Annotated in this window: 18 protein-coding genes; 6 read left to right on the plus strand and 12 right to left on the minus strand. The window is 69.6% G+C overall.

The annotated features are described in order from the left end of the window. Positions 1 to 53: 53 nt before the first annotated feature. The 5 genes from FHW84_RS11875 to FHW84_RS11895 all read right to left on the minus strand — a co-directional run bounded on the left by FHW84_RS11875 (position 54) and on the right by FHW84_RS11895 (position 3988). Positions 54 to 1040 (minus strand): multidrug resistance efflux transporter family protein, encoded by a 987-nt coding sequence (locus FHW84_RS11875; protein WP_167255703.1) that lies wholly within the window; start codon positions 1038 to 1040, stop codon positions 54 to 56. Between the two features lie 62 nt (positions 1041 to 1102). Next, positions 1103 to 1594, minus strand: coding sequence for a GNAT family N-acetyltransferase (locus FHW84_RS11880; RefSeq protein WP_167255705.1), 492 nt, complete (start codon positions 1592 to 1594; stop codon positions 1103 to 1105). Then, entirely contained in the window at positions 1591 to 1881 is a 291-nt protein-coding gene (locus FHW84_RS11885) for a DUF1778 domain-containing protein (protein WP_167255707.1), read from the minus strand. The genes FHW84_RS11880 and FHW84_RS11885 overlap by 4 nt, the downstream gene beginning before the upstream one ends. 71 nt (positions 1882 to 1952) lie before the next feature. Continuing rightward, the gene (locus tag FHW84_RS11890; protein ID WP_167255709.1) at positions 1953 to 3305 is read right to left on the minus strand and encodes a HAMP domain-containing sensor histidine kinase; all 1353 of its coding nucleotides are present in this window, start codon (positions 3303 to 3305) and stop codon (positions 1953 to 1955) included. Continuing rightward, positions 3302 to 3988: a response regulator gene (locus tag FHW84_RS11895; protein ID WP_167255712.1), complete on the minus strand. Its 687-nt coding sequence runs from the start codon at positions 3986 to 3988 to the stop codon at positions 3302 to 3304. The genes FHW84_RS11890 and FHW84_RS11895 overlap by 4 nt, the downstream gene beginning before the upstream one ends. Before the next feature lie 150 nt (positions 3989 to 4138). On the opposite strand from FHW84_RS11895, the gene FHW84_RS11900 reads away from it, so the two are divergent. Further along, complete coding sequence (locus FHW84_RS11900; protein WP_167255714.1) at positions 4139 to 4636, plus strand: Spy/CpxP family protein refolding chaperone; 498 nt, start codon at positions 4139 to 4141, stop codon at positions 4634 to 4636. A gap of 64 nt (positions 4637 to 4700) precedes the next feature. Here FHW84_RS11900 and FHW84_RS11905 read toward each other — a convergent pair whose 3' ends face one another. From FHW84_RS11905 to FHW84_RS11920, 4 genes are read right to left on the minus strand one after another with little or no spacing between them, the layout of a single operon-like run. Continuing rightward, positions 4701 to 5123 (minus strand): heme-binding protein, encoded by a 423-nt coding sequence (locus FHW84_RS11905; protein WP_167255716.1) that lies wholly within the window; start codon positions 5121 to 5123, stop codon positions 4701 to 4703. Next, positions 5120 to 5971: an alpha/beta hydrolase gene (locus tag FHW84_RS11910; RefSeq protein WP_167255718.1), complete on the minus strand. Its 852-nt coding sequence runs from the start codon at positions 5969 to 5971 to the stop codon at positions 5120 to 5122. The genes FHW84_RS11905 and FHW84_RS11910 overlap by 4 nt, the downstream gene beginning before the upstream one ends. A 12-nt stretch (positions 5972 to 5983) precedes the next feature. Then, entirely contained in the window at positions 5984 to 7102 is a 1119-nt protein-coding gene (locus FHW84_RS11915) for an aldo/keto reductase (protein ID WP_167255720.1), read from the minus strand. Between the two features lie 47 nt (positions 7103 to 7149). Continuing rightward, entirely contained in the window at positions 7150 to 8217 is a 1068-nt protein-coding gene (locus FHW84_RS11920; protein ID WP_167255721.1) for an aldo/keto reductase, read from the minus strand. A gap of 97 nt (positions 8218 to 8314) precedes the next feature. On the opposite strand from FHW84_RS11920, the gene FHW84_RS11925 reads away from it, so the two are divergent. Then, positions 8315 to 9217: a LysR family transcriptional regulator gene (locus FHW84_RS11925; RefSeq protein ID WP_167255723.1), complete on the plus strand. Its 903-nt coding sequence runs from the start codon at positions 8315 to 8317 to the stop codon at positions 9215 to 9217. Here the strand turns inward: FHW84_RS11925 and FHW84_RS11930 are convergent. The 3 genes from FHW84_RS11930 to FHW84_RS11940 form a co-directional block, all read right to left on the minus strand. Then, on the minus strand, positions 9208 to 9363 hold the full coding sequence (locus FHW84_RS11930) for a hypothetical protein (RefSeq protein WP_167255725.1): 156 nt from the start codon (positions 9361 to 9363) through the stop codon (positions 9208 to 9210). The two genes, FHW84_RS11925 and FHW84_RS11930, sit on opposite strands and share 10 nt — an antisense overlap. 228 nt (positions 9364 to 9591) lie before the next feature. Then, positions 9592 to 9999: a DoxX family protein gene (locus FHW84_RS11935; RefSeq protein WP_167255727.1), complete on the minus strand. Its 408-nt coding sequence runs from the start codon at positions 9997 to 9999 to the stop codon at positions 9592 to 9594. Positions 10000 to 10051: 52 nt separating this feature from the next. Beyond that, on the minus strand, positions 10052 to 11428 hold the full coding sequence (locus FHW84_RS11940) for a formimidoylglutamate deiminase (protein ID WP_167255729.1): 1377 nt from the start codon (positions 11426 to 11428) through the stop codon (positions 10052 to 10054). Between the two features lie 71 nt (positions 11429 to 11499). Between FHW84_RS11940 and FHW84_RS11945 the strand changes: the two genes are divergently transcribed. The 4 genes from FHW84_RS11945 (at position 11500) to FHW84_RS11960 (ending at position 17201) form a co-directional block, all read left to right on the plus strand. After that, on the plus strand, positions 11500 to 13071 hold the full coding sequence (locus FHW84_RS11945) for a carbon-nitrogen hydrolase family protein (RefSeq protein WP_167255731.1): 1572 nt from the start codon (positions 11500 to 11502) through the stop codon (positions 13069 to 13071). Continuing rightward, on the plus strand, positions 13068 to 14501 hold the full coding sequence (locus FHW84_RS11950) for a chloride channel protein (protein WP_167255733.1): 1434 nt from the start codon (positions 13068 to 13070) through the stop codon (positions 14499 to 14501). Before FHW84_RS11945 ends, FHW84_RS11950 begins: the two co-directional genes overlap by 4 nt. Further along, positions 14498 to 15721 carry an imidazolonepropionase gene (gene hutI, locus FHW84_RS11955; protein ID WP_167255735.1) on the plus strand — a complete coding sequence of 408 codons (1224 nt, stop codon included), beginning with the start codon at positions 14498 to 14500 and terminating at the stop codon, positions 15719 to 15721. The genes FHW84_RS11950 and hutI overlap by 4 nt, the downstream gene beginning before the upstream one ends. Positions 15722 to 16043: 322 nt before the next feature. Then, positions 16044 to 17201 (plus strand): hypothetical protein, encoded by a 1158-nt coding sequence (locus FHW84_RS11960; protein WP_167255737.1) that lies wholly within the window; start codon positions 16044 to 16046, stop codon positions 17199 to 17201. Positions 17202 to 17228 lie beyond the last annotated feature (27 nt).

Genomic DNA, 17228 nt, shown 5'->3' on the forward strand with positions numbered 1-17228 from the left:
TTAACCCGATGCATGCGGGCGAGGCAAGTTCCGGACGTCTGGACGGCCGCGATTCAAGCGCCGCGGTCGGTGCGCAATGTGCGCAGTTCCTCATCGTGGCCGGCCGCGCCGCGGCCGCTGATCCAGCCGAACAAGGCGATGCCCGCGACGATCAGCACCGCGCCGCAGGCGGCATAGCCATGCGGCCAGGCCTCGCCCAGCAGCAGGCCGCCGAGCAAGGTGGCGAACAGCAGCTCGGCCGCCTGCATCGCCTCCACCGCGGCCAGCGCGGTGGGTTCGCTGCGCACCATGTCGGTGGCGCGGAAAAACAGCACGGTGGCGATCACACCGGAGGACAGCGCCACGCCGCCGGCCAGCAGCACGTCGCGCCACGACGGCGGGCCGACCGTGGCCCACGCGATGCCGGCGAACAGCAGCCACAGCGGCCAGCTGCACAGCGTCATGCCGAACACGCGCTGCACCGCGCCGAGCCGCGCCTGGCCATGCTCCAGATGCAGCAGCAGCATGCGATTGCCCAGCGGATAGGCGAACGCCGACACCACCACCGCGCCGATCGCCAGCCAGTCGCCCGCACTCAACCGTCCCTGCGCATGCCCCCACTGCAGCGCGAACACGCCGGCCACGATCAGCGCGCCGATCGCCAGCGTGCGCCAGGCCAGCCGGCCGCGCGCATCGCGGTAGATCAGCGGCGCCATCAGCGGACCGGCCAGCACGGTGGTCTGAAAACTGCCGGCGATCAGCCACGACGGCCCGCTGCTGGCGGCCCAGGTCAGCGGCACGCCGAACAGCACGAAGCCCACGCTGCTCCACAGCAGCCAGGTGCGCGGATGGCGGCGCAGTTCCCGCGGCAGCTCGCCCAGCCCGCCCTGCCACGGCAGCACCACGGCGAGCAGCGGCAGGGTGATCAGATAACGCAGGATGCCCGCCCACGCCCAATGCCCGCCGCCGGCGACGAAGCTGCGGTTGAGCACATAGGTCAGCGTGAAGAACAGCGCCGAGCACAGGGCGAGCCCGACGGCGGCGAGAGCGTTGGAGCGCATGGGGAACTCAGGACGGGTGGCACGAAGATCGATCTTAGGCGATGCGGCCGGCATGCCGGCGTCTACAGGTTCGCCTGCAGATCGGCCAGCGTGATCATCAGCAGCATCGGGTCGAGCGGCGAAGGATCGAAGCCCACGTGGCAGTAGAACGCGCGCGCCTCGTGGCTGAGCGCATGCACCAGCATGCCGCGGATGCCGATCGCATCGGCGGCGTGGCCCATGCGCAGGCAGGCGTCGCGCACCAGGGCGCGCCCCAGGCCCTGGCGCTGCCAGGCCCGATCGACGGCCAGCCGCCCCAGCACCACCACCGGCACCGGGTCGGGCATGTTGCGGCTGAAGCGGCTGGTGGCGAGGTCGCCGGCCACCGCGCTGGACGCCAGCGCGTAGAACGCGGCCACGCGTGCGCCTTCGCAGGCGACGTAGGTGCGCGAAGCACCCTTCGCCTGGTTGCCGGCGGCCCGCCGCCTGAGCCAGCGGTCGAGGCTGTCGACGCCGCAGGCGAAGGGTTCCAGCTGATGGTGCGCGGACAGCGGTTGCGGAGCGGCCAGCGTCACACCTTGTCCCAGGGGGCCTTGCTGCGCAGGGTCTGGCGCAGGCGTTCGTTGGACTGGGGGGGCGCGTCCAGGCGTTCCAGGAAGGCGGTGTACGCCTCCGGCGTGGCCATGACGACCGCCTGCTCCAGCAGGGCTTCCTCGGCGGCCGTGCGGGCGGCGTCGAGGACGAAGTCGGTGCGGGTCTTACCCCGGACCTGGGCGGCTCGGTCGATCAAGCTGCGGTCCTCCGGTTTGATGCGAAGGTTCAGCGTATCCCGCTTGGCGGAAGGAGCGTCGGGTTTGGTCATGAGTTTCAGACTCCAGGCAAGGCGCCAGCCTACCAGGACGTACTGACAATGTCATTACTTATAGCCCGCCCTTACCCCAGCAGCGGCAGGCTCAGGCGCACTTCCAGCCCACCGCCTTCGGCGTTGCGGGCGCCCGCCTCGCCGCCGTGCACCTGCGCCACCCGGCTGACGATGGCCAGGCCCAGCCCGTGCCCTTCCGCCTTGGGCGCATTGCTGCCGCGGAAGAACGGCCGGAACAGCTGGGACAGCTCCTCCTCCGGCACGCCGGCGCCGTGGTCGCGCACGATCACTTCGGCGTGCCCGTGCTCCGCGCGCACCGCCAGCTCCACGCTGCCGCCTTCGGGGCTGTACTTGAGGGCGTTGCCGAGCAGGTTGTCCAGCGCGCGTTCGAGCAGCTGGCCGCTACCGGAAACCCAGGCCGGCGCCTCGATCGCCGCATTCAGGCGCAGGCCGCGCGCCGAGGTCTCGATCGCCGCCTTGGCCACGCATTCGCGCGCTAGTGCGGCCAGGTCCACCGGTTCGCGCTCCATCCCCGGCAAGCCGCCTTCCAGGCGCGACAGGGCCAGCATCTCGCCGGTCATGCGGTCCAGGCGGACGATCTCGCGCTCGGCCTGGGCGAAGTACGCGTCGGCTTGCTCGCCGTCGCTGCGCCGGGCCAGGTCGAGGATCAGCTGCAGCCGCGCCAGCGGCGAGCGCAGTTCGTGCGAGAGGTCCTGCAGCACGGCGCGGTCGTGCGCCACCAGCGCTTCGATGCGCACGGCCATGGCGTCGAAGTCCTGCGCCAGCTGCGACAGCTCGCCCGGCCCGCGCCGCCCTTCCGGGCCGACCCGCGTCGACAGCTCGCCCGCCGCCATGCGCCGCGCCGCGCGCTGCATCGCTTCCACCGGCCGCGCCACGCCGCGCGCGAACCACCAGCCGATCAGCACGATGAACAGCAGCGAGAGCGCGAACTGCACGGCCAGGTAGATCTGGTTGCGCGTCTGCATGGGAATGCGCGAATGCGTGCGGCTCAGGGCGACGAGCTGCCGCGCACGGCCATCGCTGCCGGTGACCTGCTGCACGGCCAGGTAGATGCGCGGATACGGCTGCATCACCAGGTCATGCCCCGACGCCAGCCACTGCGGCAACTGATCGCGCACGCTGCCGGGCAGGCGGATCGGCACCAGCGGCTCGCCGTTCTCGTACAAGGTGGCGTCGACGCCGTCGCGGCGCTGGTCGCGGATCCATGCGTCGAGGCCGCCGGCGCCTCCGCTTGCATAGGCTTCGTTCGCGCTGTCGGCCAGCGCGGTCCAGTTGATCTCCACCGCGGTGTTGTATTCGATGAAGCTGCGCGTGACATAGCCGCCCAGCAGCAGCACCGTCAGGTTGGCCAGCACGAACCACACCAGCAGTCGCCAGAACAGCGAGGTCTTGAACGGATTCATGCCGCGCCCGCCACCAGCACGTAGCCGGCGCCACGCACCGACTCGATCCGCGGCGCCTGCTCCGAAGCCTCCGCCAGCTTGTGGCGCAGGCGGCTCACGTGCACGTCGATGCTGCGGTCGAAGCGCTCCAGCTCGCGCCCCAGCGCCATGCGCGTGAGCGTGGCCTTGTCCACCAATTGTCCGGCGCGCTGGGCCAGCGCCAGCAGCAAACCGAATTCCGCGCCGGTCAGCGACAGCTCCGCCTCGCCCGCATACGCGCGCCGCTCGCCCGGCAGCAGGCGCAGCACGCCCACTTCCAGCGTGCCCGCGGCGGCCGGTGAATGGCGGCGCAGCTGGGCGCGCACGCGGGCCAGCAGTTCGCGCGGCAGGCAGGGTTTGGAAAGGTAGTCGTCCGCGCCGAGTTCCAGGCCGATCACCCGATCCACCGGCTCGCCGCGGGCGGACAGCATGATCACCGGCAGCCGGTGCTGCAGGCGCAGCTCGCGCAAGGTCTCCAGGCCATCGCGGCCGGGCATCATCACGTCGAGGATCAAAAGGTCCGGCCGCTGCGCCGGATGGCTCAGGCGCGCCAGCGCTTCCTCGCCGTCGTGGGCCACGTCGACCGTGAAGCCCTCCCGGCGCAGGTATTCGGCCAGCAGGTCGGTCAGGGCGCGGTCGTCGTCGGCAAGCAGGATTCGTTGCATGAGTCGCTGGCGTGGGTTTTTGCGCCATTCAAACGGCGCGGGAGCCCAGGAACCACGGGCTTTACGCTTCTTTACCCATCGGCAAAAAACATACACGCGGGCTTGTCGTCAAATACTCCGCAAGTCCCCCCAACCCGAAAGGTGAAGAACATGCGCAAGTCCCTCTTCCTCGGCCTGGCCCTCGCTTCCGCCATGACCCTTGGCACCGCGGCGTTCGCGGCCGGCCAGGACGGCGGCCAGCATTTCGGCGGCCATCGCGGCGGCCACGGCTTCATGGCCATGCAGAAGCTCAACCTCACCGACGCGCAGAAGGCCAGCATCCACGACCTGGTCAAGAACAGCTTCAGCCAGAACAAGGCCCAGCGCGACGCCCTGCGCGCCCAGCGCCAGTCCTTCGAATCGATGACCCCGGACCAGGCCGGCTACCAGGCCGCCGCGGCCCAGCTGGCCCAGGCCGAAGCCGCCGCCACGCAGACCCGCGTGCAGCAGCAGGCCCAGCTCAAGGCGCAGATCTACGCCCTGCTGACCACGCAGCAGAAGGCGCAGTGGGCCGCACTGAAGCAGGAGCGTGAACAGCGCCGCCAGCAGTGGATGCAGTTCAAGGCGCAGCAGAAGGCCGCCGGCTCCAGCGCGTCGACGGCCCAGTAAGACCTTCTCTGGAAGGGTAGTGCCCCGGTGAAAGCCGCGTCCGCCCCGTGCGGACGCGGCTTTTTTACGCCTGCATCAAGGCCGCGCCGGCGGCGGCCACCTGGGCGTCCTGGGTGGATTGCATGCCGGAGACGCCGATCGCACCGGCTACCTTGCCGTCGCGGTACAGCGGCAGGCCGCCATCCAGCGGCAACAGGTGGTCCATGCCGAGCAGGCGCAGGCCCAGCCCGCCGTCGCGCACGGCGTCCTCGAACAGCTTCGACGGGCGGCGGAAATTCACCGCCGTTTCGGCTTTCGCCTGCGCCACCGCCACGCTCGCATGCTGCACGTCGTCCAGCGCATGCAGCATCACCAGATGGCCGCCGCTGCCGACGATGGCGATGGCCATCGGCCAGTCGTTGCGCTGCGCCTCGGCCTGTGCGGCGGCCATCACGCGGGCGGCATCGGCGAGCGTGATCGGCGCACCGTACGAAGGCGGGCGGCTCATGCGCGCACCGCGGCGAGGAACTCGCGCAGCAGCGGCAGCACCACGTCGGGCCGCTCGATATTCACGTGATGGCCGGCATCCGGAACGCGCACCAGGCGCGCATCGGGCAAACCGGCGGCGAGGCGTTCGGACAGCTCGATCACTTCCGGCTGGTCTTCCTCGCCCACGATCAGCAGCACCGGCACGCGCAGTTCCGCCAGCCGCTGCGGCGCGGGGACCGGCGGATTGCGCTGCAGCGAAGCGTGCTTCCAATAGCCGTCCGCCCGGCCGAAGTTCCATGCGCTCATGGCGGCGATGCGTGCGCGCGCTTCCTGGTTGCTCTGCTGCGGCGTGCGGCGCGGTCCATCCACGAAGGCGCGCAGCGAGGTATCCAGCAAGGCATCGGCATCGCCGCCCTGCACCGCCGCCCAGAACGCCTGTGCCTCCGGCGTGCGCGTGGCGTAGTAGCCCCAGTAGCCCGCGCCGATCAGCGCCAGCGCTGTCACCCGCTGCGGATGCGCCAGCGCGAAATCCAGCGCCGTGCCGGCGCCGCCGGAACAACCCAGCAAGGCGCTGCGTTCGATGCCGCGGTCGTCGAGCACGCGCTGCAGGTCTTGGTGATGCGCGAACGTGGTATCGGCGGGCATCGACGAGCGGCCGAAGCCGCGCAGGTCGTAGCGCAGCACGCGGTGCTCATCGGCCAGCGCGGCGAATGCTTCGTCCCACTGGCCGCTGTCGACCAGGAAGCCGTGCAGCATCGTCACGGCATCGCCGCGCCCCGCTTCTTCGGCATGGAAATGCACGCCGTCCGCCTCGATCCAGCGCGCCTGCGGCGCGCCGGTCTTCTTGTGCAGAAAAGTCGCTGACATGGAGGCGTCTCCTCAGCGGCTGGCGCGCACGTCGCGCGCTTCCACCGCATCCACCCACACCGGCGGCGCGTAGCCGGCCGGCTTGTCGCCCACCGCGACGCCGCCGTGGATGCGGGTCTGCTGGCGGTCGGCGAACATGTAGTACGGGAATGGCGCATCCGGTGCGCTGGCTTCGTCCAGCCGTGCACGCAAAGCATCCGGCAGCGTGAAGTCGAGTGCGCCGAGGTTGTCTTCGAGCTGCGCCAGCCTGGTCGCGCCGACGATCAGCGCCGCGATGCCCGCCCGGTTCGCCGCCCAGTTCAAGGCCACCTGCGCCATGCTGCGGCCGCTTTCGCGCGCCACTTCCTCCAGCGCGGCGACGATGCGCCAGTTGCGCTCGGTGAAGCGCTCGAAGCCCGGCGCCGCGGTGACTTTGGCCAGACGCCCATCGCCCTCGCCGCCGGCCTGGCTCGGCCGGTACTTGCCCGACAGCAGGCCCATGCCGAGCGGACTCCACGCCGTGATGCCCATGCCCAGCCCGGTGGCAAGCGGCACGAACTCGTGCTCGATATGCCGCTCCACCAGCGAGTACTCCAGCTGCATGTTCACCAGCGGCGTCAGTGCATGCGCTTCGGCATAGGTCTGCGCACGCGACGCATACCACGCCGGCGTGTCCGACAGCCCGGCGTAGCGGATCTTGCCGGCGCGGACCAGGTCGTCGAGTGTGCGCACCACTTCCTCGGCCGGCGTGATGCGGTCCCAGGTGTGCAGCAGATAGAGGTCGATGTAATCGGTGCGCAGGCGGCGCAGCGAGCCTTCCACCGCGCGCAGGATGTTCTTGCGCCCGTTGCCGCCGGCATTCGGATTGCCGGGCTGCGCGCTGTAGCTGAACTTGGTGGAGATCACCACGCGGTCGCGCACGCCGGCCTGCTCCACGAACTTGCCGAGCAGGCTTTCGCTGCTGCCTTCGGTGTACATGTCGGCGGTGTCGATGAAGTTGCCGCCGGCGTCGAGATAGCGGTCGAACATGGCGCGCGCGGTGTCTTCCGCGGCGCCCCAGCCCCAGTCCTCGCCGAAGGTCATGGTGCCGAGCGAGAGGCGGCTGACGCGCAGGCCGGAGCGGCCCAGGGTGTAGTACCGGTCGAGTGACATCGTTCTGTTCCTTGAAAGCGTGGGTGGGGAGATCGTGGAAGGGAAAATCAGGGGAGACGGCCGACCTTGGCGTTGCCGAACAGCACCTGGCGGGTCTGTTCGAGCTGCATGAAGTCGTGCGGGAAACCGAGTTCGATGGCGCTGGCCTGGTCCAGGCGGCGGCGCTGTTCGTCGCTGAAGGCGATCTCCAGCGCGCCGAGGTTGTCCTCCAGCTGCTTGAGCGTGCGCGCGCCGACGATCGGGCCGGTGACGGCGGGATGCAGCAGCGTCCACGCCAGCGCCACCTGCGATGGCGTGCGTTCCAGTTCCTGCGCGATCTGCTTGACCACCTCGGCGATATCCAGGGCGCGCGGCGTCAGTGCGCCGATCGCCGCGGCGACATCCTTGCGCGTGCCGGTGACGTCGCTGCCGACCACCTGGCCGACGTGCGCCAGGTCCGCGCGGCTGTACTTGCCGGTGAGCACGCCGCTGGCCAGCGGCGACCAGGCCAGCACGCCCAGGCCCAGTTCCTTCGCCATCGGCAGCAGCTCGCGCTCCACCGTGCGCTCGGCCAGGTTGTACTGCACCTGCAGCGCCACCAGCGGCGCCCAGCCGCGCAGGTCGGCCATGGTCTGCATGCGCGCGACCTGCCAGGCCGGCGCGTCGGAGATGCCGGCGTACAGCACCTTGCCGGAGCGCACCAGGTCGTCGAAGCCGCGCATCACTTCGTCCACCGGGGTGAGGTCGTCCCAGGCGTGCAGGTAAAGCAGGTCGATGTAGTCGGTATCGAGGCGGCGCAGGCTCGCTTCCACCGAACGCAGCATGTTCTTGCGGTGGTTGCCGCCGCCGTTCGGATCGTCCGGCCGCATGTTGAGCGAATACTTGGTGGCCACCACCAGCGAATCGCGGCGCTCGCCGATGAACTGGCCGAGCAGGCGTTCCGAGCTGCCGCCGGTATAGAAGTTGGCGGTGTCGATGAAATTGCCGCCGCGCTCCACGTAGAGGTCGAAGATGCGGCGCGACTCGGCGGCGTCCGAACCCCAGCCCCAGTCCTCGCCGAAGGTCATGGTGCCGAGCGAGAGGCGGCTGACGCGCAGGCCGGAACGGCCGAGGGTGTAGTAGCGATCGAGCGGCATGGGCGGAGTCCTCCGGTGGTGATGGAGGCAGTCTGGCCCTTGCCATTGCGTAGAAAAATACGGATTCTTTTGAAGCGTTATTTAGAGAATCTAATCAATGCGCGACGACCACTCCCCCGCCCTGCGCGCCTTCCACCTGATCGCCCGCTACGGCAGCTTCACCCGCGCCGCGGCCGACATGGAGGTCACCGCTTCGGCGCTGAGCCAGACCATGCGCCAGCTGGAGCAGCGCGTCGGCGTGCGCCTGCTGCAGCGGACCACGCGCAAGGTCGGCCTGACCGAAGCGGGCCGGCAGTTCCTGGAGCGCATCACGCCGGCGCTCGCCGCGATCGACGGCGCGCTGGACGAACTGCGCCAGCACGGCGACCGCCCCGCCGGCACCTTGCGCGTGACCGTGCCGGAGATCGTGCTGGACTGGCTGGTGGCGCCGCTGCAGGCGGACTTCCTGCGGCGCTGGCCGGAGCTCACGCTGGATGTCGGCGTTACCGGCGGCCTGGTGGATCTCGTCGCCGAAGGCTACGACTGCGGCATCCGCCTGGGCGAACGCCTGGCGCGCGACATGGTAGCGGTGCCGCTGGGCGGCAAAGTGCGTTCGATCGTAGCGGCCGCGCCGGGATACCTGGACAAGCACGGACGGCCGCAGCATCCGCGCGATCTGCAGAACCATGCCTGCATCCGCAACCGCTACGTGACCAGCGGCGCGATCTATCGCTGGGAGTTCGCCCAGCGCGGACGCTGGTTCGATCTCGACGTGGGCGGGCCGCTGATCGTCAACCATCCTTCGCTGGCGATCCGCGCCGCGCTGGACGGACTGGGCCTGACCCATACGCTGGAGCCGGCGGTGCGCGAGCATCTCACCGCCGGCCGCCTGGAAAGCGTGCTGGACACCTGGCTGCCGCCCTACGACGGTTTCTATCTCTACTACCCCAGCCGCTTCCAGGTGCCGCCGAAGCTGCGCGCATTCATCGACTTCCTGCGCGAGCGCATGGCTCAGCGATAGCGGTAATGCCCTTCGACCCATACGTGCGGGCCGGACCAGTAGCCGGGCACCCATACGCGTCCCCGTGCGGGAACGACGATGCAGCCGCTGAGCGCCGCGGTGGCGGCAAGCAAGGCAGTGCAGAAGAAGATCCTGGTCCGGCCCATGACGTGCTCCGAGTGGGAGAGGTGGGCAGGAAAACGGCGGCTGTGAAACGCCGATGACGAAGCGGCGCGGCGCACGATGCCGTGCGTTCAGGCCGCGGAGGGACGGCGTTCAGAGAAAGACAACGCTTCAAAATTGTTTCCTTCTCCCCCTGGGAGAAGGTGGCGGCAGCCGGATGAGGGTGCGGGCAAAGCGTAACGCCCCAACCCGCCCACACCCTCACCCTAGTCTCAGGTCCAGCGACTGTACGGCTTGCCCAGCGCAATGCGCCCCGCACCCAGCAGCATCACCGCGATGGCGCCGCCCAGGTACATGCCCTGCAGCTCCAGCGCCCAGCCGCCGGTGTCGGCCAGCGACAGGAACTGGCTGGTGTGCACCAGCAGCAAGGCCACCACCATGTTGACCGCGACGATCAGCGCGCCGATGCGCGTCCACAGGCCCAGGATCAGCAGCAGCGGCGCCACCACTTCGCCCACGTACACGCCGTAGGCGAGAAACGACGGCAAGCCCTGCTGCGCCAGCACCTGCACGACGAAGCCCGGTCCATGGATCAGCTTGGACACGCCATGGAACAAAATCAGCGCGCCCAGCACCACGCGCAGCACCAGCTTGCCCAGTTCGTTGGATGAGGACTGCATGGAAAGCTCTCCGTCGATATAGCGGCCGCCCCGCGCGGCCGGGCGTTGCAGCTCAGCCGCGCGCCAGGCGCTCCACCACCGCACGGTAGCGTGCGGCGATGCCGGCTTCGTCCTGATGATGGAAATCACGCACCACCCAGCGGCCGCCGCACATCACGTGGCGCACCAGCGGCGTGTTGCCGGCGAACAGGAAGCTGTCCAGCAGCGAGCGCGTGTCGCGCGCCGCGAGCAGCGGCGAGGCCTCGTCCAGCACCAGCAGGTCGGCGCGCGCGGCGGTGTTCAAGCCGCCCACCGGCAGCCCGGCCGCGCGTGCGCCGCCGTGCAGCGCGGCGCGCCACAAGGTCTCGCCAACGCTGTCGCCCTCGTGCCGCGCCGCGATGTTGCGGTGGCGCGTGGACAGGCGCTGGCCGTATTCCAGCCAACGCAGTTCTTCCACCGGCGAGATCGAGATGTGCGAATCCGAACCGACGCCGAGCACGCCTTTGGCGTCGAGATAATCGCCCAGCGGAAACAGGCCGTCGCCGAGATTCGCTTCCGTGGTCGGGCACAGCCCCGCCACCGCGCCGCTGCGCGCGAGCCGCGAGGTTTCGTGGCCGGTCAGGTGGGTGGCATGCACCAGGGTCCAGCGCGCGTCCACCGGTGCATGGTCGAGCAGCCATTCCACCGGGCGCGCGCCGCGCGTGGCAAGGCAGTCCTGCACTTCGCCGATCTGCTCGGCGATATGGATATGGATGGGCAGGTCCTGCGCGATGTTCGTAGCCAGCAGGCCGCGCATCGCTTCTTCCGGCACCGCGCGCAGCGAATGCAGCGCGATGCCGATGCGCAGGCCGTCGCCTTCGTGGCGGCGCAGGGCTTCGAGCATCTTCACGTAGGAAGAAAGGTCATGGCCGAAGCGACGCTGGCGCGGGCCGAGCGGACGCCCGTCGAAACCGCCGGTCATGTACAGCACCGGCAGCAGGGTCAGCGCGATGCCGGTTTCGCGCGCCGCTTCGATCAGCGCCAGCGACATCGCCTCCGGTTGCGCATACGGCGTGCCGCCGGGCTGGTGGTGCAGATAGTGGAATTCGCAGACCTGCGTATAGCCGGCCTTGAGCATTTCCACGTACAGCTGCGCGGCGATCGCCTTCAGTTCCTCCGGACCGATCGCGGCGGCGAAGGCATACATGGTCTCGCGCCAGGTCCAGAAGCTGTCGTCGCTGCGTCCCTTGCGCTCGGCCAGGCCGGCCATGGCGCGCTGGAACGCGTGCGAATGCAGGTTGGGCATGCCCGGCAGCACCCAGGCGCCGAGCCGCTCGGCCTCGCCCCCGCCATGCTCGCCGAGGGGCGGCGCGACATGGCCGGTGGCGTCCACCGCGAAGGCGCCGTCGGCGCTCCAGCCATCGGCCAGCCACAGCTGGTCGGCGCTGTAAGTACGGGTGGCATCGCTCATCGACAAGGCTCCGGCTGCGTTGCGCGGAGTGTAACCGGCCCTGCACGGATGGCTACGGCATAATGCGCGGCATGGCCAAGAAGAATGAACACACTCCCAAGCTGCTGGTGCGCCAGGCGCAGCCGGCCGACGTCCCCGCCCTGGTCGCGCTCACCGGCCGCGTCTACACGCCCGAGTGGGGGCATTCGGCCGAGATGCTGCGTTCGCAGCAGACGCACTTTCCCGAAGGGCAGTTCGTGGTCGAGTACGAAGGGCACATCGTCGGTTATTGCGCCACCTTCCGCATCGACGAGGCCAGCGCGCTGGCGCCGCATACCTGGATGCAGATCACCGGCGGCGGCATGGGTTCGCGCCACAAGCCGGACGGCAACTGGCTGTACGGCATGGAGGTGGTGGTGCATCCGGATTACCGCGGCATGCGCATCGGCCAGCGCCTGTACCAGGCGCGCAAGCGGCTGTGCACCGACCTGAAGCTGCGCGGCATCGTGTTCGGCGGCCGCGTGCCGGGCCTGGCCCGCGCCATCCAGCGCTACGGCAGCGCCGAGGCCTATGTGCAGGCGGTGGTGGAAGGCAAGCGGCGCGACCCCACGCTCAGCTTCCAGCTGTCCAACGATTTCCAGGTGATCGGCGTGCTGCGCGGCTACGTGCCGTCGGATTACGAATCGCTGGGCTACGCGGCGCATCTGGTCTGGCGCAACCCGCAGCTGCTGAACCAGCCGGACGTGCCATCGATCCCCTCGCCGCAGCGCCTGCCCGACTCGGTGCGCGTGGCGTCGGTGCAGTACCAGCAGCGGCGCATCAAGTCGTTCGAGGAATTCGCCACCCAGGTGGAATACTTCACCGATATCGCAGCGGACTACAGCGCGGATTTCGTCACCTTCCCCGAGCTGATCACCCTGCAGCTGCTGTCGATCGAGAACGCCGAGCTGTCGCCGGTGGAGTCGATCCGCAAGCTCAGCCAGTACACGCCGCAGGTGAAGGAACTCTTCAGCCGGCTGGCGGTGCACTACAACATCAACATCATCGCCGGCTCGCATCCCACCGAGCAGCCGAACGGCGACATCCACAACGTCTGCTACGTATGCCTGCGCGACGGCTCGATCCACGAGCAGGAAAAACTGCACCCCACGCCCAGCGAACGCACGGTGTGGAACATCACCGGCGGCGACAGCGCGGCCACCATCCAGACCGACTGCGGCCCGATCGGCGTGATGATCTGCTACGACTCCGAGTTCCCGGAAGTCGCGCGCCACCTCACCGACCAGGGCGCGCTGATCCTGTTCGTGCCGTTCTGCACCGACGTGCGCGAAGGCTACCTGCGCGTGCGCTACTGCTCGCAGGCGCGGGCGATCGAGAACCAGTGCTACGTGGTGCTGTCCGGCAACGTCGGCAACCTGCCGGGCGTGAACAACTTCGACATCCAGTACGGCCAGAGCTGCATCCTCACGCCCAGCGATTTCCCGTTCGCGCGCGACGGCATCGCCGCCGACTCCACGCCCAACATCGAAACCGTGCTGTTCGCCGACCTGCGCCTGGAAAGCCTGGCCCGCGCGCGCAATGCCGGCGCCGTGCAGAACCTCAAGGACCGCCGCTTCGACTTGTACGAAACGCGCTGGACCACCAAGCGCGACGGCAAATCATGAGCGAACCGGACACCGGAACACCGGCCAGCCGGCTGCGGCGGCTGGCCGACTCGGATCTGTTCTCGCCGGTGCAGTGGCGCCGGCGGGTGCTGTTCTGGAGCGGCGCGGTCATCGTCGGCCTGGCCGCGGTCGGCTTCGCGCAGGCGGCGGACTACGCGTTCGGCCTGTTCCATCGCATGCTCGAACACAGCCGCTGGTGGGCTTTCCTGGTCACGCCGGCGATGTTCGCCGTGCTGGCCTGGCTGACCTCCGGCGCGCTCAAGCCCACGCGCGGCTCGGGCATTCCGCAAGCCATTGCGGCACTCAAAGTGGAAGACGACGGCTTCCGCGGCAGCCTGCTGTCGCTGCGCGTGGCGCTGGGCAAGATGGCGCTCACCCTGGCCGCCTTGCTCGGCGGCGCCTCGGTGGGACGCGAAGGCCCCACGGTGCACGTCGGCGCGGGACTGCTGTATTCGCTGGGCCGGCGCTTCGGTTTTGCCGACGCGGCCGCGGCGGGCCGCTTCATCCTGGCCGGCTCCGCCGCGGGCCTGGCCGCCGCCTTCAACACGCCGCTGGCCGGCGTGGTGTTCGCCATCGAGGAAATGAGCGGCGCGTTCGAGCACCGCATGAGCGGCATCCTGCTGACCGCGGTGATCATCGCGGGCGTGGTGTCGCTGGGCATCCTCGGCAACTACGCGTATTTCGGCCGCCTCGACATCGGGCTGCCGCTGGGCCGCGCGTGGTGGGCGGTGCTTGCCACCGGCATCGGCTGCGGCCTGGCCGGCGGGCTGTTCGCGCGCCTGATCCTGCCGCACGACCAAGGCCTGCGCGGCGCGATGGGCCGCCTGCGCACACGCCATCCGGTGCTGTTCGCCGCGGCCTGCGGCCTCGCCCTGGTGCTGCTCAGCCAGCTCACGCAGACCGGGCTCTACGGCACCGGCTATGCGCAGGCCCGCGCCATCCTGGAAGGGCACCAGGACACCGTCAGCGCATTCGGCGCGCTGAAATTCCTGGGCAATATCGCTTCGTACTGGGCCGGCATTCCCGGCGGCATCTTTTCGCCCGCGCTGGCGGTGGGCGCCGGACTCGGCCAGAACATCGCCGCGCTGCTGCCCGGCGCGGACGTGCCGGCAGTGGTGCTGCTGGCGATGGCCGCGTATCTGTCCGGCGTGACGCAGGCGCCGCTCACCGCCACCGTGATCTCGATGGAACTGACCGCCAACCAGCAGATGGCGCTGCCGATCATGGCCACCTGCCTGCTGGCGCGCGCAGCCTCCTCGCTGCTGTGCCGCAAGCCGGTGTACCGCGCGCTGGCCGACCGGTTGATCGAAGGCTATGAGCAGGAGCTGGCGCGGCGCGACACGCCGCCCGCCGCTGCCGGCGACAACGACGCGGCGCTGGTGGAAGACCCCGCCACGCCCACGCCACCCGATCCACGCGAGACGCCATGAACACGCAAACCTGGGACCTGTTGCTGACCGGCGCCGCGCTCGCCACGTTCGAAGGCGCGCAGCCCTATGGATTGATCGAGGACGGCGCTATCGCCGTGGCCGGCGGACGCATCGCCTGGATCGGCCCGCGTGCGCAGTTGCCGGCCGATGCGCTGCAGCGTGCAGCGCACGTCGAAGAGCTCGATGGCGCGCTGGTCACGCCTGGCCTGATCGACTGCCACACGCACCTGGTGTTCGGCGGCGACCGCTCGCACGAGTTCGATCTGCGCCTCAACGGCGCCAACTACGAGGAGATTGCGCGCGCCGGCGGCGGCATCGCTTCGACAGTGAAGGCGACGCGCGAGGCCGATGAAGACAGCTTGTTCGCGCAGGCGCTGCCGCGTGCGCGTGCGCTGCTTGCCGATGGCGTCACCACCATCGAGATCAAATCCGGCTACGGGCTGGAACTCGAAAGCGAGCGGTGCATGCTGCGCGTGGCGCGCCGGCTCGGCGAAGCGCTTGGCATCACCGTGCGCACCACCTTCCTCGGCCTGCACGCGCTGCCGCCGGAATACCAGCAGGACCGCGACGCCTACGTCGCGCTGGTGTGCGAACGGATGCTGCCCGCGCTGGCGGAGGAAGGGCTGGTCGATGCGGTGGATGCGTTCTGCGAAGGCATCGGTTTCACCCGCGAGGAGACGCGCCGCGTGTTCGAACGCGCTCGCGCGCTGGGCCTGCCGGTGAAGCTGCATGCCGAGCAGCTGTCCAATCTGGAAGGCGCGGCGCTGGTAGCCGAATACGGCGGGCTTTCCGCCGATCATCTGGAATACCTGAGCGACGACGGCGCGCGCGCGATGGCGGCGAAGGGCACGGTGGCGGTGCTGCTGCCGGGTGCGTTCTATGCGCTGCGCGAAACGAAACTGCCGCCGATCACAGCACTGCGCGAGCATGGCGTGGCGATGGCGGTGGCGACGGACTGCAATCCCGGCACCTCGCCGCTGCTGTCGCTGCGCATGGCTGCGGGGATGGCCTGCACGCTGTTCCGCCTGACGCCGGAAGAAGCCTTGCGCGGCGTCACGGTGCATGCGGCGCGCGCGCTGGGCCTGGACGATCGCGGCACGCTGGCGGTGGGCAAGCGCGCGGATCTCGCCGTGTGGGAAGCGAAGCGGCCGGCGGAGCTGTGCTACTGGATCGGCGGCGAACTGGTGCGTGCGGTGTATCGCGGCGGACGGAAAGCCTGAGACGCCATTGATTTTCAGACCACTCTGATCGCGTCTCCCGCTAGCCTTGGTCTGCGGTCCCACACGGAACGTGCGGGCGCATGCGGGAGGCGCGATGGTGGATTTCAGTCAGTTTTCGAACATGCGGTATGTCGGTTCCGTGCCGGCGCTTCCGGGCGTGGATGGCACGGGCTCGGCGGCATGGGCGCCCCTGCTCGATCCTTGCCGTGAAGGCTGGTGCGTGCGCGTATCGACGAGCCGCGAGGCGACGGCGGCGTTGCCGCCGGATCCTTCCGCGACGACCGACGGTCGCATTCTTCCGCTTATCTCCCACCTCCAAGCGATGGCAAGGGCCATCGCACCGGACGTTTCCGTCGCGATCGAAAGCGCCGCGGACTTTGCCATCATCGAATCCGCCGATCCGGCCCTGCTGCCGGCGGCCCTGCTCGATGCCTGGCAAGCAGCGCTGCTCGACGCCTGCGATGCGGGCGACGATCAAGCGCGCTGGCTGCTCGTCCAGGTGCTCACCCTGCAGCTGGACCGGGCCGGCATGCCGCAGGTGCATGCGCTGCATCGCGTTGCGCAGGCGCATGCCCTGCATGGCGAAGAGCAGGCGCAGGAGGACGCGAGACCCGAGTGGCAGGCGCGGCGCATCGAGCTGGATCTGGCGCTGGCCAGGCGGCTGAGCGGCGCATCGAGACGCTTCGCGCTGCACGACATGGACCTGCGCCACGCAGCGGCGGTCGAGCAAGGTTCCGGCGCGGTGCTCAAGGCCTGGATCGAAACGCTGCTCTACACGGCCGAGCAGCAGCTGGGCGACGTCGCGCGGAGCAAGCTGACCGAAGCCATGCTGGCAGCCCGGCGCCTGTGCGCCGTGCCGGGCATGGCCGACGCCGGAGAGTACCTGCTGGCGCGGGTGCTGCTGCGCCTCGCCGGCCGCGAGCGCGGCGAAGTGCGCCTGCAGATGCTGGCCGACGCACAGCACCTGCTGGATGCGCTGTTTACGCGCACCTCCAGCGCGCGCGTCGCCATGGCGGTAGCCGAAGCCTCGCTGGAACACGGCCGCGCCGCCCCCGTGGAATCGGCGAAGCAGATCTTTTCCCACGCGCTCGCCCACGCCTTCATCGCCGGCTGCGAGCCGCGCTGGCAACAGGCCAGCCTGCGCTGCCGCCTCGCCATCCAGCTCGCTTACGAAGCCTTGCCGGAAATGTCGCCGCAAGGCCATGTCGCGCTCGACCTGGCGCGCAAGCTGGAGCGCCAGCCGCTGCCGCCCGCCGAAGCGATCGAAGGCATGGCCCAGACCTTCATCCGCCATGGCGAATTCGCGCGCGCCTGCCGCCTGTGCGCAAAGGCGTGGCTGGCGGGCATGCGCTTGCGCGCCTTGTCTCCGGCGTGGCGGCAGGCCGCCACGGCCTGGCGGAACCAGCTCGCCTCCGCCCGCGAGCACGCCGACTGGCAGGAAAACGAACGCCACCGCCGCATCGCGGCCCAATGGCAATGAGCACGCGTGTGGCGCCGTCGCCCCAAA

It is taken from the genome of Dyella sp. SG562 (assembly GCF_011759495.1).
Lineage (GTDB): Bacteria > Pseudomonadota > Gammaproteobacteria > Xanthomonadales > Rhodanobacteraceae > Dyella_D > Dyella_D marensis.

What these genes read in the sequence shown, in the direction of transcription:
- FHW84_RS11905 (WP_167255716.1), bottom strand. Translation starts at nt 5,123, where the DNA reads ATGAGCCGCCCGCCTTCGTACGGTGCGCCGATCACGCTCGCCGATGCC.
- FHW84_RS11915 (WP_167255720.1), bottom strand. Translation starts at nt 7,102, where the DNA reads ATGTCACTCGACCGGTACTACACCCTGGGCCGCTCCGGCCTGCGCGTC.
- FHW84_RS11925 (WP_167255723.1), top strand. Translation starts at nt 8,315, where the DNA reads ATGCGCGACGACCACTCCCCCGCCCTGCGCGCCTTCCACCTGATCGCC.
- FHW84_RS11900 (WP_167255714.1), top strand. Translation starts at nt 4,139, where the DNA reads ATGCGCAAGTCCCTCTTCCTCGGCCTGGCCCTCGCTTCCGCCATGACC.
- FHW84_RS11945 (WP_167255731.1), top strand. Translation starts at nt 11,500, where the DNA reads ATGGCCAAGAAGAATGAACACACTCCCAAGCTGCTGGTGCGCCAGGCG.
- FHW84_RS11940 (WP_167255729.1), bottom strand. Translation starts at nt 11,428, where the DNA reads ATGAGCGATGCCACCCGTACTTACAGCGCCGACCAGCTGTGGCTGGCC.
- FHW84_RS11875 (WP_167255703.1), bottom strand. Translation starts at nt 1,040, where the DNA reads ATGCGCTCCAACGCTCTCGCCGCCGTCGGGCTCGCCCTGTGCTCGGCG.
- hutI (WP_167255735.1), top strand. Translation starts at nt 14,498, where the DNA reads ATGAACACGCAAACCTGGGACCTGTTGCTGACCGGCGCCGCGCTCGCC.
- FHW84_RS11885 (WP_167255707.1), bottom strand. Translation starts at nt 1,881, where the DNA reads ATGACCAAACCCGACGCTCCTTCCGCCAAGCGGGATACGCTGAACCTT.
- FHW84_RS11935 (WP_167255727.1), bottom strand. Translation starts at nt 9,999, where the DNA reads ATGCAGTCCTCATCCAACGAACTGGGCAAGCTGGTGCTGCGCGTGGTG.
- FHW84_RS11895 (WP_167255712.1), bottom strand. Translation starts at nt 3,988, where the DNA reads ATGCAACGAATCCTGCTTGCCGACGACGACCGCGCCCTGACCGACCTG.
- FHW84_RS11950 (WP_167255733.1), top strand. Translation starts at nt 13,068, where the DNA reads ATGAGCGAACCGGACACCGGAACACCGGCCAGCCGGCTGCGGCGGCTG.
- FHW84_RS11960 (WP_167255737.1), top strand. Translation starts at nt 16,044, where the DNA reads ATGGCAAGGGCCATCGCACCGGACGTTTCCGTCGCGATCGAAAGCGCC.
- FHW84_RS11930 (WP_167255725.1), bottom strand. Translation starts at nt 9,363, where the DNA reads ATGGGCCGGACCAGGATCTTCTTCTGCACTGCCTTGCTTGCCGCCACC.
- FHW84_RS11920 (WP_167255721.1), bottom strand. Translation starts at nt 8,217, where the DNA reads ATGCCGCTCGATCGCTACTACACCCTCGGCCGTTCCGGCCTGCGCGTC.
- FHW84_RS11890 (WP_167255709.1), bottom strand. Translation starts at nt 3,305, where the DNA reads ATGAATCCGTTCAAGACCTCGCTGTTCTGGCGACTGCTGGTGTGGTTC.
- FHW84_RS11910 (WP_167255718.1), bottom strand. Translation starts at nt 5,971, where the DNA reads ATGTCAGCGACTTTTCTGCACAAGAAGACCGGCGCGCCGCAGGCGCGC.